Here is a 14,539-nt window from a genome sequence, read left to right as displayed (position 1 = left end):
GGGACCGCATGACGCAGGTCCATAAACCGGAAACCGGAGCCAAAAATGACCGCGCATGTTCTCGTGATAGACGATGATCCTGTCCAGCGCCGCCTGCTCAAAAACGCGGTGGAACGTTATGGGCATCTCGCCTTGCTTGCCGAAAACGGCAAAGCGGGGCTGGAGCTGCTCAAGCAATATAGCGGCGAGATCAATGTTGTTGTCCTCGACCTTATGATGCCGGAAATGGACGGCCTGACCTTTTTGAAAGCCGTGGGCGAACTTGGCACCGATGTTCCCGTCATCGTCCAGACGGGGCAGGGCGGCATCGACACCGTCGTGCAGGCCATGCGCGCCGGCGCCTTCGATTTCGTCGTCAAGCCGGTCTCGCCGGAAAGGATCGGCGCCGCCATCTCCAATGCCCTCAAGCTCGACAGGAGAGAGGCAAAGGCCCGCACGGGCAGGCGCGGACGGAGCAATGCAGTGAATTTTACCGATATCGTTTCCGCAAGCCCCGCAATGCTGAGGGTCATCGAGCTCGCGCAGCGTGCGGCCCAGTCCAGCATTCCCGTGGTGCTGGAAGGCGAATCCGGTGTCGGTAAGGAAATGGTCGCGCGCGCCATCCAGTCGGCCGGCGACAGGGCGAACAAGCCGTTCATCACCGTCAATTGCGGTGCGATCCCGCATAATCTCGTGGAAAGCATTCTCTTTGGCCACGAAAAGGGCGCATTCACCGGCGCGACGGAAAAGCACATCGGCAAGTTCATGGAGGCGGATGGCGGAACGCTGTTCCTCGATGAAATCGGCGATCTGCCACTGGACGTTCAGGTCAAGCTGCTGCGTGCCGTTCAGCAGGGCGAAATCGAGACGGTCGGCTCCGCGCGTGTGCAGAAGGTCAACGTCCGGCTGATTTCCGCCACCAACAAGAACCTTATCGAAGAGGTGAAGGAAGGCCGTTTCCGCGAGGATCTCTATTATCGCCTCAACGTCTTCCCGATCACCATTCCGGCGCTGCGCCGCCGCAAGGAGGATATTCCCCATCTGGCGCGGGTTTTCGCCGAGCGTTTTTCGGCGGAGCAGAAATTGCCCAATCCCGTTGGCCTCAATGCCAGCGCCCTGGCGCTGCTGACGGCTTATGACTGGCCGGGCAATATCCGCCAGCTTGAAAACGCCGTTTTCCGCGCCGTCGTGCTGTCGCAGGGTGAGGAACTGGCGGATTCCGATTTTCCGCAGATCGCGTTGCAACTGCCGGAATTTGCAACAGGGGATGATGCGGGAGATTCCATCCGGTCGCCGTCTGGATCGTCGCTGAAACTCGCGGCCTATTCCCCGCCGCCGCCATTGGCCGAAACTAACGCCGTTCTTGAGGATACGGCGGATATTTCGACGACCATCTACCGCGGAGGCAACCTGATCTCCAGCATGGACGATTCGGGCAATATCCGAAAACTCGCGGAGATCGAGGAAGAGCTTATCCGCTTCGCCCTTCGTTTCTATCGCGGGCAGATGAGCCAGGTCGCACGGAAACTCGGCATAGGGCGATCGACGCTTTATCGAAAACTGAAGGATTATGGCATCGATCCCGATGATCCGCTTCGAGATGCCGCCTGATGCCGCAAATGGCATATTCCCCGGCAGATCGTGAGATTCGTTAACTTCTGAGCAAGGATATCCGCTTACCGTCTATAAACCTCTTGTTAGTGGCTGATTCACTATGTAGAGGAAGGTTGCATGTGTGTGGCAATTTTGCCATCGTGTCACCGTATTTGACGTTCATTTGAGGCAATGTGACAGAAATTGTCTTCCAGGCGGGGATCGAATTGCCATATCTGCATCGGAATAACGCGCTGTCGACCAAGATCGCGCGCGGCTTGATCAAGGATATATGCACGAAGCTGTCGGCACGCGCTGTCACCTTTGCCTGCCTGATGCTCGCCGCCATGCCTTTCGTAGGTGCCTCGGCGACGGAAGCCTTCGCCGAGACGCGCAGCCTTAAACTGTATTATATCCATACACGCGAGAAGGCGGTCATCACCTTCAAGCGCAATGGCAAATACGACCAGAAGGGTCTGCAGGAGCTGAACCGGTTCCTGCGTGACTGGCGCCGCAACCAGCCGACACGGATGGATCCGCGCCTGTTCGATCTCGTCTGGGAAGTTTATCGCCGCAGCGGCGCGACCGATTACATCAACGTCGTTTCGGCCTTCCGCTCGCCGGAGACCAATGGTCTCCTGCGTACGCGCACCAAGGGTGTCGCGGAAAAAAGCCAGCATATGCTTGGCAAGGCCATGGATTTTTACATACCCGGCGTGAAGCTGTCGCGTCTGCGCGAAATCGGCATGCAGATGCAGATCGGCGGCGTGGGTTTCTATCCGAGTTCGGGTTCTCCCTTCGTGCACATGGATGTCGGCGGCGTTCGCGCCTGGCCGCGCATGAGCCGCCAGGAACTCGTCCGCATCTTCCCGAACGGCAATACGCTGCATCTTCCTTCCGACGGCAAGCCGCTTCCCGGTTACGAGCAGGCTCTGGCGGATTACAAGAAGCGCGTCAGCTCGTCCTCCATCCAGGTTGCTTCCAGCGCCGGTTCTGGTCCTGCTTCTTCCGGCGGCGGCAAGCGCAAGACGCTGTTGCAGACACTCTTTGGCGGCGGAGGCGATGAGGATGAAGATCCGGATAGCATCGCAGCGCCGGAGCCCGCCGAACGCCCGGCTGTCGCACGGCCGGCTGCTCCGCAGCCCGCAGCGCCCGAGCCGGAACAGGCCATTGCCGTTGCTTCCGCACAATCTCTTCCTGGCGTGAACGATGCGCCGCTGCCAACGGCTCGTCCCGCCTTCGGCAATCAGCCGGCCAATACCGGCCTTGCGACTGCACTTTATTCTCCTGCCCGCAACGCGGCGCAGGATGCACTGCAGGCTGCGACAACGCCGACACCGGCGTCCGCTCCAGCTGAGCGTCAGCAATTTGCCGATCTGGCCGAGGTATCCGTACCCGTGCCGACACTTCTTGGGCCGCGTGGCATGAGAGGCGACGCTGAAGGCTCGATCCTGACGGCTTCTGCAGATGGTGCAACCCCTGCTGCGACCGGCGAACTCGCCTCCGTTCCGGTACCTGCCAACCGTCCGGCCGTGGCGGAAGCCCTGCTGGCGGCAGCCAATGCTGACCCCGAAGGTGAAGACGATCTTGCCGACGCGCGGCAGGATACGCTTTCGCCGACTGTGGTTGCGGCTCTTGAACAGAGCGGTCAGGCTGCCCGTTCGCAGGTCCAGTCCGCTGCCGTTCCGACAGCTGCGGCATTCCCGGCCGCTGTCAACCACAAGGTTACGGTAGCGCCCGCCGAAACGGCCAAGGCGGAACCGAAGGAAGGCTTCGGCGATGCGTTTGATCTGAAGCCCGCCGTCAATGGTGGCCTCACCGCCGGCCTTCCGACCAAGGGCTCACGCCCCAGCAAGCAGGACGCGGCCGTTTCCCATCAGGCCATGGTCGGCGGTGGTCGCCTGACGCAGGATCTGATCTCAGATTGGGCGCTCAACCAGAACAAGGGTACGACCGGGCGTTCTGTGAAGGCGCCGCGCGTTATCGCCAATCGCATGCTCAGCCACGACATGTCCGCCTCTGCCACCTCGGCAAGCTTCAGGCCGGGCGCTGCGGCAATCGAGTCCAGCCGCTTCAGCACACCGGTGAAAATGCACTGAGCCCAAGCTGTTCTAATGTGGCCGAAAGGCCAACAAAAAACCCGCCGGCGACGGCGGGTTTTTTCATGACGATCTGTCCGGGTGTCAGACGCCGCTCTGGCCGTCCGAGCCGATATAGGCGATGCGTACCATATTGGTCGCTCCGGGGGTGCCGAGCGGTACGCCGGCGGAGATGATAATGCGGTCGCCCGGCTTGCCGAAACCTTCGGACACAACGATGCGACAAGCACGGTTCACCATGTCGTCCAGATCGCTGGCATCGCCGGTCACAACGCAGTGCAGGCCCCAGACGACCGACAGGCGGCGTGCGGTCTGAATGATCGGCGAAAGGGCAATGATCGGAACCTGCGGCCGTTCGCGCGCGGCGCGCAGGCCCGTCGTGCCGGACGAGGTATAGGTGACGATCGCTGCGAGCTTCAGCGTTTCGGCAATCTGGCGGGCGGCAAGCGAAATCGCATCGGCACCGGTTGCTTCCGGCTGCGGACGCTGCGCGTAGATGATGTTGGAATAATAGGGATCCTGCTCCACCGTGCTGGCGATGGACGCCATGGTCGACACGGCTTCGACCGGATAATCGCCGGAAGCCGATTCAGCCGAAAGCATGATGGCGTCCGCACCTTCGAACACGGCAGTCGCGACGTCAGAAACTTCGGCGCGCGTGGGAACCGGTGCGGTAATCATCGATTCCAGCATCTGGGTGGCGACAACGACGGGCTTGCCGGCGCGACGGCAGGCGCGTGTCAGCTGCTTCTGGATGCCCGGAACCGCCTCCAGCGGCATTTCGACACCGAGATCGCCGCGTGCGACCATCAATGCGTCGGAAAGTTCGATGATTTCCTCGATCCGTTCGATGGCCTGCGGCTTCTCGATCTTGGACATCAGGCCAACGCGGCCGCGGGAAATCTTGCGGACTTCGGCCAGATCTTCCGGACGCTGGACGAAGGAAAGTGCAACCCAGTCCACTTCGTTGGTCGCGAGAACGGCATCGAGGTCGACGCGGTCCTTGTCGGTCAGCACGCCGACGCCGAGCAGGGTGTCGGGCAGGCTGATACCCTTGCGGTCGGAAATCCGGGTGCCGGAAACGACCGTGGTGACGATGCTCTTGCCGTCGCATTTTTCAGCGCGCAGATGCAGCTTGCCGTCGTCGATCAGCAGGCGATGGCCAGGCTTGACCGCTTCGAGAATTTCAGGGTGTGGCAGGAAAACGCGGCTGTTGTCGCCGGGGGCGTCGTTATTATCGAGCGTGAAGGTCTGGCCAGGAACGAGATCGACCTTGGTTTCGGCGAATTTTCCGACGCGCAGCTTGGGACCCTGCAGGTCGGCCAGAATGCCGATGGGACGGCCGTTGCGGCTCTCGACCGAACGGATACGCTGAATGAGCGTGCGCATCACGTCGTGGCTCGCATGGCTCATGTTGATGCGGAAGAGATCGGCGCCGGCCAGATGCAGCTTTTCGATCATTGCCTCTTCGGAAGAGGCGGGGCCGAGAGTTGCAAGAATTTTGACTTTGCGGTTACGCTTCATCAGTTTTGATTTCCCTGTGTGCCTGGCGTATCGGAAAGCTGGACCATCCAGCTGCCCTGTCTGCCCGTGTCATATTCCTTGAAACCCATTCTCTGGAAGCTGCGGGCATAACAATCGTCTACACCGTCGATCTTGAACTCGTTTTCCGCCACACACATGTTGACGTCACCGGTCCAGCGGCCGCCATGGGCGGCATCCTCGGCGTAAAGATAATAATAACGCGACTGCAACTCACCCTCTATCAGCGTTGCGCAGGTAGAGGAGGGGACCTGCCACCACCCTTCGCTGACCCAGCCGTTTTGTGCCCGGTAGCCGATTGCGACCCCCACGAGGTTTTGCGTGCTGTTGCAGACGCGGAAATCCGCATGTGCGGTCTCCACGAACACAAACGGGGTCAGAAACAATGCCGCTGCGGAAAAAAGACGGGTGATATGCCGAAAAAGGCGAGGAAGAGCGAGAGATGACTGAGTCACGGCTTCCATCCGGATTCCATGGTTATAATGAACACACTTCTTGGCGTGGCCGCCAAAGAAAGTCAACGCGAGTTTAATCGATTATATTGTTCGTGGGATCGTGAGTGCGGTAAGGTAGATGGCTGTTCTTTCGCCGAAACTTGCGCCCGGCCTCAAGCCATGCCATCAAGCTTTTCTCCTCAATCCTGCCCCAGAAAATCATCGATGAACGACTTCATACCCTATGAAATCATAGAAGGCGATTATGACAAAGGCATGGTTCTTCTGGCGGACCATGCCATGAACCTCCTGCCGGCACACTACGGCAAACTTGGCCTTCCGCAAACCGCTTTTCATCGCCATATCGCATTTGATATCGGCATAGAAGGTTTGACGCGCTCGCTGGCCGCCCGTCTCGGCGTGCCGGCTGTGCTGGGTCGTTTTTCGCGGCTGCTGATCGATCCGAATCGCGGCGAAGACGATCCCACTCTCATCATGAAGATTTCGGACGGCGCGATCATTCCCGGCAACCATCCGATTTCGGATGAGGAGTGGCAAAAGAGGATCGAGATTTTTCACCGGCCTTATCACGATGCCGTTGATCGCGTGCTCAACGGTGTTGCGCAGTCGTCCGGGGAGGCGCCTCTCGTTCTGTCGCTGCATTCCTACACGCCGTTCTGGAAGGAAACGCCGCGGCCCTGGCATGCGGCTGTTTTGTGGGACACGGATAATCGTGTGGTCGATCCGCTTCTGGCGCATCTGCGCGCGACCGGCGACATTCTCGTCGGCGACAACGAACCCTATGACGGAGCGCTGAAGGGTGACACCATGTACCGCCATTGCATGATGAAGGGCATACCGCATGCGCTTCTTGAGGTTCGGCAGGATCTGATCGCGGATGAGGAGGGGATTGCCGACTGGTCGGACCGGCTCGCTCCCATTTTTGCCGCAATGAACGACGATCCCGTCCTGCATGAATACCAGCTGTTCGCCTCTCGCACCGGCCCCTATTGAGCCTGGAGTTGCCCCATGACGACACAGAACGACAAACAGCAGATCGAGTTCGAGGCCGCCGCCTTCCGCCGTTTGATCCAGCATCTTCGTGAGCGCCACGATGTGCAGAACATCGATATGATGAATCTCGCTGGCTTTTGCCGCAACTGTCTTTCCAACTGGTATCGGGAAGCGGCTGAGGATGCCGGTGTTCCGCTCAGCAAGGATGAGTCCCGGGAAATCGTCTACGGCATGCCCTATGAGGACTGGAAGGAAAGATACCAGGCGGAGGCGAGCGATGCCCAGAAAGCCGCCTTCGAGCAAAACCGTCCCAGCGAATAGCCCCCGATCGACGGAAACGACTTGACGTGAGGCCCGGCAATGGGCAGTTCACAGGCCTGAATTTGTGCCGCCCGGGTGGCGGCGACCGGCGGGAGCTTCCAGCCGGATCAAATGAACAAGGCTCAGACGAGCCGCCAATGAAGGATGATATGATGGACGAAACCAGCACCACTGAAACCGTCGCCGCCGCCGAACTGCGTCAATTCATCGAGCGCGTCGAGCGTCTCGAAGAAGAAAAGGCCGCCATCCAGGGCGACATCAAGGATGTCATGGGTGAGGCGAAAGGTCGTGGTTACGATACCAAGGCGATCCGCACCATCATCCGCCTGCGCAAGAAGGACGCCAACGAGCGTATCGAGGAAGAAACTATCCTGCAGACCTATATGGCTGCGCTCGGCATGGAATGATCGGCTGATAGTCGGTTAATGAAAAATCGCCGCTTTTGCGGCGATTTTTATTTGGGCCTTTCGCGAAACTCAGCCGCGTGTGCCCGCCAGCTTTTCCGAAAGGTCGACCGCCTGTTTGCGGGCATCTTTGTCCGCGGGATAGAGAGCCAGATAGCGTTCCCAGGCCTTCAGAGCCAACTCGTCGCGGCCTGAGGCTTCGAGGATGTTGGCGAGGCTTGCCAGTGCGGGAAAATAGCGTGGCTCCTTTTCCAGCGTCAGATTGATATCCGCCATCGCCTTGCGGGTGTCGCCATCGGCAAAATGCACCATGGCGCGGCGATAGGGCGCCTGCACATAGTCGGGATCGAGCAGGATGATCTGGTCGAGAAAATCGTAAGCGGCGGCATTGCGCTTCTCGTCTGAAGCTTCGCCTGCCCATTGCATCAGAAGATTGATCGTCGCACTGCCGGAATCATTCCATTCGGAAGCAATCTGGTTGGCGATGCTGCGCGCCTTGACGGCGTTTCGCTCTTTCTTCAGGGATGCAAAAAGAGTGTCGACGGTTTTGGCAGGTGAAAGCGCAGGTTCCGCCGCTGCGGGAACCGTTGCATCCGCCGCATGGCCAATGGCAGCCACTCCCGGAAACGGAAGGGCCGAAAACAGGAAACCCTGTGTGACGATGATAGCCATGCAAAAACGATTTGGGCGCATGGGTCAAAGCTTAACCCGACTGCGCCCAATATCAAATGCAAAGTTCTACTCTGTCAACAAAGTGATCCGCGATCTGATCGCGAACCGCAGTCGCAGTCAATCAGCCCTGACGAGCCTTGAAGCGCGGGTTCTGCTTGTTGATGATGTAGACGCGGCCCTTGCGGCGAACCAGGCGGTTATCGCGATGACGGGCCTTAAGCGCTTTAAGCGAATTCTTGATTTTCATTTTACTGGTCCGCAGTTTTGCACGGCTTTTACCGTGCTTATTCAAACAATCAAAAGCGCGCAACGGGGCGCGCTCTTTTCGGTTGGCAGGCAAATACCCGTTTGACCCCTGCCTGTCAACACTTGCCGGTGTCTTTGCCTTAAAAGACTGAGGGTTTTCCTGTGTGCAAAAGCTCGGTCACATGGCCCATCTTGCGTCCGGGCCGCGCTTGCGTCTTGCCGTAGAGATGCACGAGACAGTCTTTTTTCGACAGCCACGCTGGCACATCGTTGATGTCGTCGCCGATGAGGTTGGTCATGACGCAATCCGAATGGCGGGCCGTGCTGCCGGGCGCAAGACCCGACACCGCGCGCATATGCTGTTCGAATTGCGAGATCACGCAGGCGGCTTCCGTCCAGTGCCCGGTATTGTGAACACGCGGCGCCATTTCATTGGCGACCAGCGAACCGTCGGGCAGGACGAAGAATTCGATGCCGATCACGCCGACATAATCGAGCGCCGCCAGAAGCTTTTCTGCTGATTGCACGGCAACATCTTTCGCCCTATCGGAAAGCGCTGCCGGCACTGTCGAAGTATGCAGAATGCCGTTCAGGTGAACGTTCTCGGCGGGATCGTAGCAGGTGACCGTGCCGTTCCTGAACCGGGCGGCGATGATCGATATCTCCCGCTCGAAAGCGACGAAGCTTTCGAGGATGAGCGGCACGCCGCCAAGCGCCTCGAAAGCGCCCGTCGTGTCCTCGCCACCCCGGAAAAGACGCTGGCCCTTGCCGTCATAGCCCATGCGGCGCGTCTTCAGCACGCCCTTGCCACCAAAGGCGGCCAGTGCTGCCTCCAGTTCTTCCTGGCTGTCCACGGCGCGAAAATCGGCGGTCGGAATGCCGCAACCGTTGAGGAAGCGCTTCTCCGTCAGCCGGTCCTGCGAGGCGCTGAGCGCCTGCGGCGGCGGATAGACAGGAACGGAGGCGGCGAGCGTCTCGGCTGCCGCCACGGGCACGTTCTCGAATTCGTAGGTCACGACATCGCAGAGGCGGGCGAGTTCGGCCAGCGCGGTTTCATCGTCATAATCCGCGACGATCTGATCGTTGCAGACCTGTGCCGCCGGACAATCGGCCTGGGGCTCCAGCACGATGGTGCGGTGGTTGAGGCGGGCTGCGGCCATTGCCAGCATGCGGCCGAGCTGTCCGCCGCCGATAATGCCGATGGTGAGGTTGCCCTTGGTCAGATTATTGGTGCCCATCGTCGCGTCAGCTGTCCCGGATGCCGTCACTGGGCGTTGTCCATGGGATATTCGGCCACGGCCGCCGACTGGCGCGCGCGCCACGCATCGAGCCGGTCAGCCAGATCCTCGTCGCCGAGTGCCAGAACCGCTGCCGCCAGAAGTGCCGCATTGATCGCACCGGCCTTGCCGATGGCAAGCGTTCCGACGGGAATGCCGGCAGGCATCTGGACGATGGAATAAAGGCTGTCCTGTCCGGACATCGTCTTGGACTGCACCGGAACACCGAAGACCGGAAGCGGGGTCATGGCCGCGGTCATACCCGGCAGATGTGCAGCGCCGCCCGCACCGGCGATGATGACCTTGAAGCCCTCATCCTTTGCGCCATTGGCGAAATCATAAAGTCGATCAGGCGTGCGGTGGGCGGAAATGATGCGGGCTTCATATTCCACATCCAGCGCATCCAGCGTATCGGCGGCGTTCTTCATGGTTTCCCAGTCGGACTGGCTGCCCATGATGATGGCGACGGGGGGCGTTTCTGCTGTCACGTAATTTCTCCGGCTCAGGCGATGATATCGGGAATGACCTGGTCTTCGAGCTGGGTCATCTTGTCCTTGACGGCCAGCTTCTTCTTTTTCATGCGCTGTATCCTCAGCGCATCGCAACTGGTCTGGATCATCGCGTTGATCGCCGCGTCATAGTCTTCATGCTCCTGGCGCAGCCGCGCCAGCGTGAGCCTGATGTCCGCCTGGTCCTGATCGGGCATCTTGTCATCCCCATTTTATGCCAGCCGGATAGCCTCCGGCGCGTATGTCGTCTGTTCCGAGCCTCTATCATCAAATCGCGGTAACGGGAAGTTATCCGTTGCGACCAAATTGCCCACTTATTGCCTTCATTTCGCCTTCGACAATACGATTAATCCATGTCACATTGTCGTCGCAAACCTGAAACTCCAGCGATGGAGAGCTGGAGGTAGGCTTAAAAATGGAAGGACGTGCCGCATGACCATTCAGGCTCATATTGCATCGCTCGAAAAGAAACACGGTGCTCTGGAGGAAGAGCTCGAAAGTATTCTTGCTTCCCCGTCTTCGGACGACACAGAGATCGCTGACCTCAAACGTCGAAAACTGCGCCTGAAGGATGAACTGCAGAGGCTTAAAGCCTCCACAAGGCATTAAATGATGCCATGCCGCAGCCTTCGATGAAGGACTGACGGTTCCTTTTCGGCCCTGGCGGCACCTGCGGTGTTGCCAGGGCTTTTTAGTGGCTGTGAAACCTAGAGGGGCAGTCCGTCCCAGAGCAGTTTCAGGGCTGCGATCAACGCCATGGCATACATCAGCGGGTAAAACACGGATGGTTTCAGATATTTCACCACCCTTGCACCGGCGAGCGTCGCCAGCATCGCGACCGGCAAGAGGCTGGCCGAGGTCTTGAGGTTGGTGGCGTCCAGCGCCCCCAGCGCAAAATAGGGGATGAGCTTGATCGCATTCATGATGGCGAAGAAACGCACGCTCATGCCGGTATAGGTCTTGGGATCGAGCTTCAGCGGCAGAACATAGATCTGGAAGGGCGGGCCGCCCGCATGGGCGACGAAACTCGCATAACCCGACAGGCTGGACCAGAGCGTTGCTGCGGCCGGTCGTTGCGGTCTAGCCGGGATTTGCTGCCCGTTGCGGCTTTTGAAGCTCTCGTGGAAATAGCGCAGCACAAAGAGGATGGTCACAGAGGCGACGACGAGCCGCATGGCATCCGCGGATATGAGGCTTGAGGTGGCCCAGCCAAGTGCAATGCCGGCGATTGCGCCGGGCAGCATGATGAGGAGCGTCTGCCGATGGTTGTGGTGTCGCCAGGCCCAAAGCGCCACGAGATCCATCACGATCAGGATCGGCAGGAAGATCGCCGCCGCCTGTACCGGCGGGATTGCAAGCGCCATCAGCGGCACGCCCATCAGCGCCAGCGCGCCGCCCAAACCACCCTTGGAAAGGCCGACAAGCACGACTGCGGGGATGGCGACGAGGAAAAAATGAAAATCGGTCAGCATGGATGGATGGTTGATCCTTTCTCCGGTCCGGTTTATCGGATTTATCATATCAAAACGAGTGCAGATCGCGCCGGAAGTGTCTTCTGCCTGAAATGGACGAACCAATGACCATAGTTGAAGACCGTTGCCGCCTTGTTCTGATCGTCCCGCAATCGGACGATGCGCAAAAGCAGGCGACAGATGTGGAAGAAGCACTGCGGGGCGGCGATGTGGCCTCGGTCATCATTCCGCAATACGGTCTGGATGACGCCTCTTTCCAGAAGCGTGCCGAACTGATCGTGCCTCTCGTCCAGAAGGCGGGTGCGGCTGCGCTCATTGCAGGCGACAGCCGGGTTGCGGGCAGGGTGAAGGCGGATGGCCTGCATGTGGCGGGCAATGCCGAGGCGCTTGCCGAAGCCGTTGAAAATTTCACGCCCAAGATGATCGTCGGCGGCGGCAATGCGGATGATCGTCACAAGGCTCTGGAACAGGGCGAGTCCAATCCGGACTACGTCTTTTTCGGCAAGCTCGAAGGCGACATCAAGCCGGAAGCGCATCCCAAAAATCTGGCGCTTGGCGAGTGGTGGGCTTCGATGATCGAAATCCCGGCAATCGTCATGGGCGGTACGGATCCGTCATCGGTGGTCGCGGTTGCTGAAACCGGCGTGGAATTTGTGGCGATGCGCAGCGGCGTTTTCGACAATGCTACCGGCCCCGCCCAGGCCGTTTCTGAAATCAACGCGTTGCTTGACGAAAAAGCGCCACGGTTTGGCGGTTGATACAGGCGATGTTCATGCGCTCGGTTCCCTTCTGCCTTTCCGTTTCGCTGATGACGCTGATTTTTGGCGCGTCGGCGGGCGTCGCTTTTGCCCAGTCCGGACCGCAGAGCGAAAGCAATGCGCTTTCCCGGCAGATGGAGGATGAGGCGCAGCCTTCCCGTCAGGGCAGGGTGCAATCGGAAGAGCAGAAGGATTTGCAGCCTTCGCAGGGCGTCAACGTTTATCAGCGCATGGGTGCCGAACTGCCTGCTCTGCCGCCTGAAAAGGAGTTCAAGGGCAGGGTGGACGAGGCCTACGGCCATTTCCAGCGCGGTGAATATGTGCAGGCGCTCGACAAAGCGTTGAACCGCGCGCAGAACGGCGATGCCGCCGCCCAGACGCTGGTGGCGGAAATGATGTCGCGCGGGCTCGGCATTGCCCGTGACGAGAAGACCGCGGCTTTCTGGTACCAGCAGGCGGCGCAGGGTGGCGATGCGGTCGCCATGTTCAAATTCGCCCTGATCCTGATGGAAGGCAAATTTGTTACCCGCGACAAGGCGAAGGCCGACGATTACATGCGTCGTGCTGCGGAAGCCGGCAATGCCTCGGCCCAGTTCAACTGGGGGCAGATACTGGTTTCGGAAAATCCCGGTGCCAAGGGATTGCTGATGGCCATGCCGTTTTATGAAAAATCCGCCGAACAGGGCATTGCCGATGCGCAATATGCGGTGTCGCAGATTTACTGGTCGCTCAAGGATGTGCCTGCCGAAAAGAAAGCCAAGGCAAGGGACTGGCTGATGCGGGCCGCGAAGGCGGGCTACGATACCGCGCAGGTCGATCTCGGCATCTGGCTGGTCAATGGTTTTGGCGGCGAGCGAAATCTGGATGAGGGCTTCCGCTGGCTTTATGGCGCCGCACAGCGCGGCAATGTCGTGGCCCAGAACAAGGTGGCGCACCTCTATATTCAGGCACTGGGCACCCGACCCGACCCGGTGGAAGCGGCCAAATGGTATGTGCTTTCCCGGCGTGCAGGGCTCAAGGATCCGGCTCTCGAGGATTTTTATCTCGGCATCACCGACGAGCAGCAGAAAAAGGCGATCGAGGCCGCAAATCGGTTCCGCCCGGTGTGATGCAGGGCGGCTCAACCGCTGCCGGCGTTCGCCCCCGGGCTTTTTGCCTTGAATTTCCGCGCGTTTTGTGGTCTTGAACCGCAAACTTTCAATTCAAGAAAATAATGACGTGCCTGCCCGGCAAGCTTTCGGGCGGTTCGCAAGCTTTCCAGGAAACAAACTCGATGGCCCGTTCAGCCCTTCTCAATGTCATGGTTCAGGCCGCCATCAAGGCGGGTAAGTCTTTGTCGCGTGACTTCGGTGAAGTGCAGAACCTTCAGGTTTCGGTCAAGGGACCGAGTGACTTCGTATCGCAGGCAGACCTCAAGGCCGAGAAGATCGTGCGCGATGAATTGATGAAGGCCCGCCCCACCTACGACTTTCTGGGTGAGGAAGGCGGCGAGGAAAAAGGCAGTGACGGCGCGCATCGCTGGATCGTCGATCCGCTTGATGGCACGACCAACTTCCTGCACGGCATTCCGCATTTCGCCGTTTCCATCGCGCTGGAGCGCAACGGCGAAATCGTCGCCGGTGTGATCTTCAATCCGGCCACCGACGAACTCTACACCGCCGAGCGTGGCGGCGGCGCTTTCCTCAACGATCGCCGTATTCGCGTTGCTGCGCGTAAGGCGCTGACCGATTGCGTCATCGGCTGCGGCGTGCCGCATCTCGGCCGTGGCAATCACGGCAAGTTCCTCGTCGAGCTTCGTCACGTCATGGGTGAGGCGGCCGGCATCCGCCGCATGGGTGCGGCAGCGCTCGACCTTGCCTATGTTGCTGCGGGCCGTCTCGACGGTTTCTGGGAGGCGGATCTTTCGCCCTGGGACATGGCGGCCGGTCTGGTGCTGATTCGCGAAGCCGGTGGCTTCGCCTCTGATATCAAGGGCGGCACGGACATCTTCGGCAGCGGTACTGTTGCGGCTGGAAATGAATATATCCACAAGTCGCTTGTGGAAGTCGCCAACCGCCCGATACCGGGCCGCTGATCGATTTCGGCAGAAAACCTGCCGTTTAATGCAAGTTTTTAAGCGCCCGGCGAACCCTTGCCGGGCGTTTTTGTTTTTCTGAGCGGCGGTCCCATCCGTCTTTGCAAAATGCGTATGACGAAAGACCGGCTTTTCGCTTCAAATC

General features: G+C 59.5%; 17 protein-coding genes. 9 read left to right on the top strand and 8 right to left on the bottom strand.

The window, feature by feature from the left end; genetic code table 11:
• Positions 1–45: 45 nt before the first annotated feature.
• Together OK142_RS09505 and OK142_RS09500 are read left to right on the top strand one after the other, a co-directional pair.
• The gene (locus tag OK142_RS09505; protein ID WP_313607576.1) at positions 46–1,590 is read left to right on the top strand and encodes a sigma-54-dependent transcriptional regulator; all 1,545 of its coding nucleotides are present in this window, start codon (positions 46–48) and stop codon (positions 1,588–1,590) included.
• 176 nt (positions 1,591–1,766) lie between these two features.
• A complete protein-coding gene (locus OK142_RS09500; protein ID WP_498682350.1) occupies positions 1,767–3,671 on the top strand; it encodes a peptidoglycan L,D-endopeptidase MepK in 1,905 nt (634 codons plus the stop codon).
• A gap of 84 nt (positions 3,672–3,755) precedes the next feature.
• Here the strand turns inward: OK142_RS09500 and pyk are convergent, their stop codons facing one another.
• On the bottom strand, positions 3,756–5,195 hold the full coding sequence (pyk, locus tag OK142_RS09495; RefSeq protein WP_216333182.1) for a pyruvate kinase: 1,440 nt from the start codon (positions 5,193–5,195) through the stop codon (positions 3,756–3,758).
• Positions 5,195–5,626, bottom strand: coding sequence for a DUF1036 domain-containing protein (locus OK142_RS09490; protein ID WP_374701181.1), 432 nt, complete (start codon positions 5,624–5,626; stop codon positions 5,195–5,197). The genes pyk and OK142_RS09490 overlap by 1 nt, the downstream gene beginning before the upstream one ends.
• A 246-nt stretch (positions 5,627–5,872) precedes the next feature.
• Between OK142_RS09490 and OK142_RS09485 the strand changes: the two genes are divergently transcribed.
• From OK142_RS09485 to OK142_RS09475, 3 genes are all read left to right on the top strand, one after another.
• Positions 5,873–6,661 carry an N-formylglutamate amidohydrolase gene (locus OK142_RS09485; RefSeq protein ID WP_035242905.1) on the top strand — a complete coding sequence of 263 codons (789 nt, stop codon included), beginning with the start codon at positions 5,873–5,875 and terminating at the stop codon, positions 6,659–6,661.
• Between the two features lie 15 nt (positions 6,662–6,676).
• The gene (locus OK142_RS09480) at positions 6,677–6,982 is read left to right on the top strand and encodes a DUF1244 domain-containing protein (RefSeq protein WP_498682348.1); all 306 of its coding nucleotides are present in this window, start codon (positions 6,677–6,679) and stop codon (positions 6,980–6,982) included.
• Between the two features lie 149 nt (positions 6,983–7,131).
• The gene (locus OK142_RS09475; RefSeq protein ID WP_006314683.1) at positions 7,132–7,389 is read left to right on the top strand and encodes a DUF2312 domain-containing protein; all 258 of its coding nucleotides are present in this window, start codon (positions 7,132–7,134) and stop codon (positions 7,387–7,389) included.
• A gap of 69 nt (positions 7,390–7,458) precedes the next feature.
• Here OK142_RS09475 and OK142_RS09470 read toward each other — a convergent pair whose 3' ends face one another.
• The 5 genes from OK142_RS09470 to OK142_RS09450 all read right to left on the bottom strand — a co-directional run bounded on the left by OK142_RS09470 (position 7,459) and on the right by OK142_RS09450 (position 10,287).
• A complete protein-coding gene (locus tag OK142_RS09470) occupies positions 7,459–8,079 on the bottom strand; it encodes a hypothetical protein (protein ID WP_498682346.1) in 621 nt (206 codons plus the stop codon).
• A gap of 100 nt (positions 8,080–8,179) precedes the next feature.
• A complete protein-coding gene (gene ykgO, locus OK142_RS09465; RefSeq protein ID WP_003497670.1) occupies positions 8,180–8,305 on the bottom strand; it encodes a type B 50S ribosomal protein L36 in 126 nt (41 codons plus the stop codon).
• Between the two features lie 139 nt (positions 8,306–8,444).
• Positions 8,445–9,542 carry a 5-(carboxyamino)imidazole ribonucleotide synthase gene (locus tag OK142_RS09460; protein WP_498682564.1) on the bottom strand — a complete coding sequence of 366 codons (1,098 nt, stop codon included), beginning with the start codon at positions 9,540–9,542 and terminating at the stop codon, positions 8,445–8,447.
• Between the two features lie 26 nt (positions 9,543–9,568).
• The gene (gene purE, locus OK142_RS09455; RefSeq protein ID WP_035243258.1) at positions 9,569–10,036 is read right to left on the bottom strand and encodes a 5-(carboxyamino)imidazole ribonucleotide mutase; all 468 of its coding nucleotides are present in this window, start codon (positions 10,034–10,036) and stop codon (positions 9,569–9,571) included.
• 47 nt (positions 10,037–10,083) lie between these two features.
• Entirely contained in the window at positions 10,084–10,287 is a 204-nt protein-coding gene (locus OK142_RS09450; protein WP_003497661.1) for a YdcH family protein, read from the bottom strand.
• A gap of 235 nt (positions 10,288–10,522) precedes the next feature.
• On the opposite strand from OK142_RS09450, the gene OK142_RS09445 reads away from it, so the two are divergent.
• Positions 10,523–10,699: a YdcH family protein gene (locus tag OK142_RS09445; RefSeq protein WP_035222179.1), complete on the top strand. Its 177-nt coding sequence runs from the start codon at positions 10,523–10,525 to the stop codon at positions 10,697–10,699.
• A 98-nt stretch (positions 10,700–10,797) separates the two neighbouring features.
• On the opposite strand, the gene OK142_RS09440 is transcribed toward OK142_RS09445, so the two are convergent.
• Positions 10,798–11,562, bottom strand: coding sequence for a sulfite exporter TauE/SafE family protein (locus OK142_RS09440; RefSeq protein WP_003497657.1), 765 nt, complete (start codon positions 11,560–11,562; stop codon positions 10,798–10,800).
• 104 nt (positions 11,563–11,666) lie between these two features.
• Between OK142_RS09440 and OK142_RS09435 the strand changes: the two genes are divergently transcribed.
• From OK142_RS09435 to OK142_RS09425, 3 genes are all read left to right on the top strand, one after another.
• On the top strand, positions 11,667–12,320 hold the full coding sequence (locus tag OK142_RS09435) for a thiamine phosphate synthase (protein ID WP_498682344.1): 654 nt from the start codon (positions 11,667–11,669) through the stop codon (positions 12,318–12,320).
• 8 nt (positions 12,321–12,328) lie between these two features.
• The gene (locus OK142_RS09430) at positions 12,329–13,429 is read left to right on the top strand and encodes a tetratricopeptide repeat protein (RefSeq protein WP_498682341.1); all 1,101 of its coding nucleotides are present in this window, start codon (positions 12,329–12,331) and stop codon (positions 13,427–13,429) included.
• Positions 13,430–13,593: 164 nt separating this feature from the next.
• On the top strand, positions 13,594–14,394 hold the full coding sequence (locus tag OK142_RS09425; protein WP_035243257.1) for an inositol monophosphatase family protein: 801 nt from the start codon (positions 13,594–13,596) through the stop codon (positions 14,392–14,394).
• Positions 14,395–14,539 lie beyond the last annotated feature (145 nt).

The organism is Agrobacterium sp. BT-220-3, assembly GCF_025910175.1.
In the GTDB taxonomy this organism is placed as follows: Bacteria; Pseudomonadota; Alphaproteobacteria; order Rhizobiales; family Rhizobiaceae; genus Agrobacterium; species Agrobacterium oryzihabitans.
The sequence above is the reverse complement of the archived record's forward strand: the minus strand, read 5'-3'. Positions and strand labels throughout refer to the sequence as shown.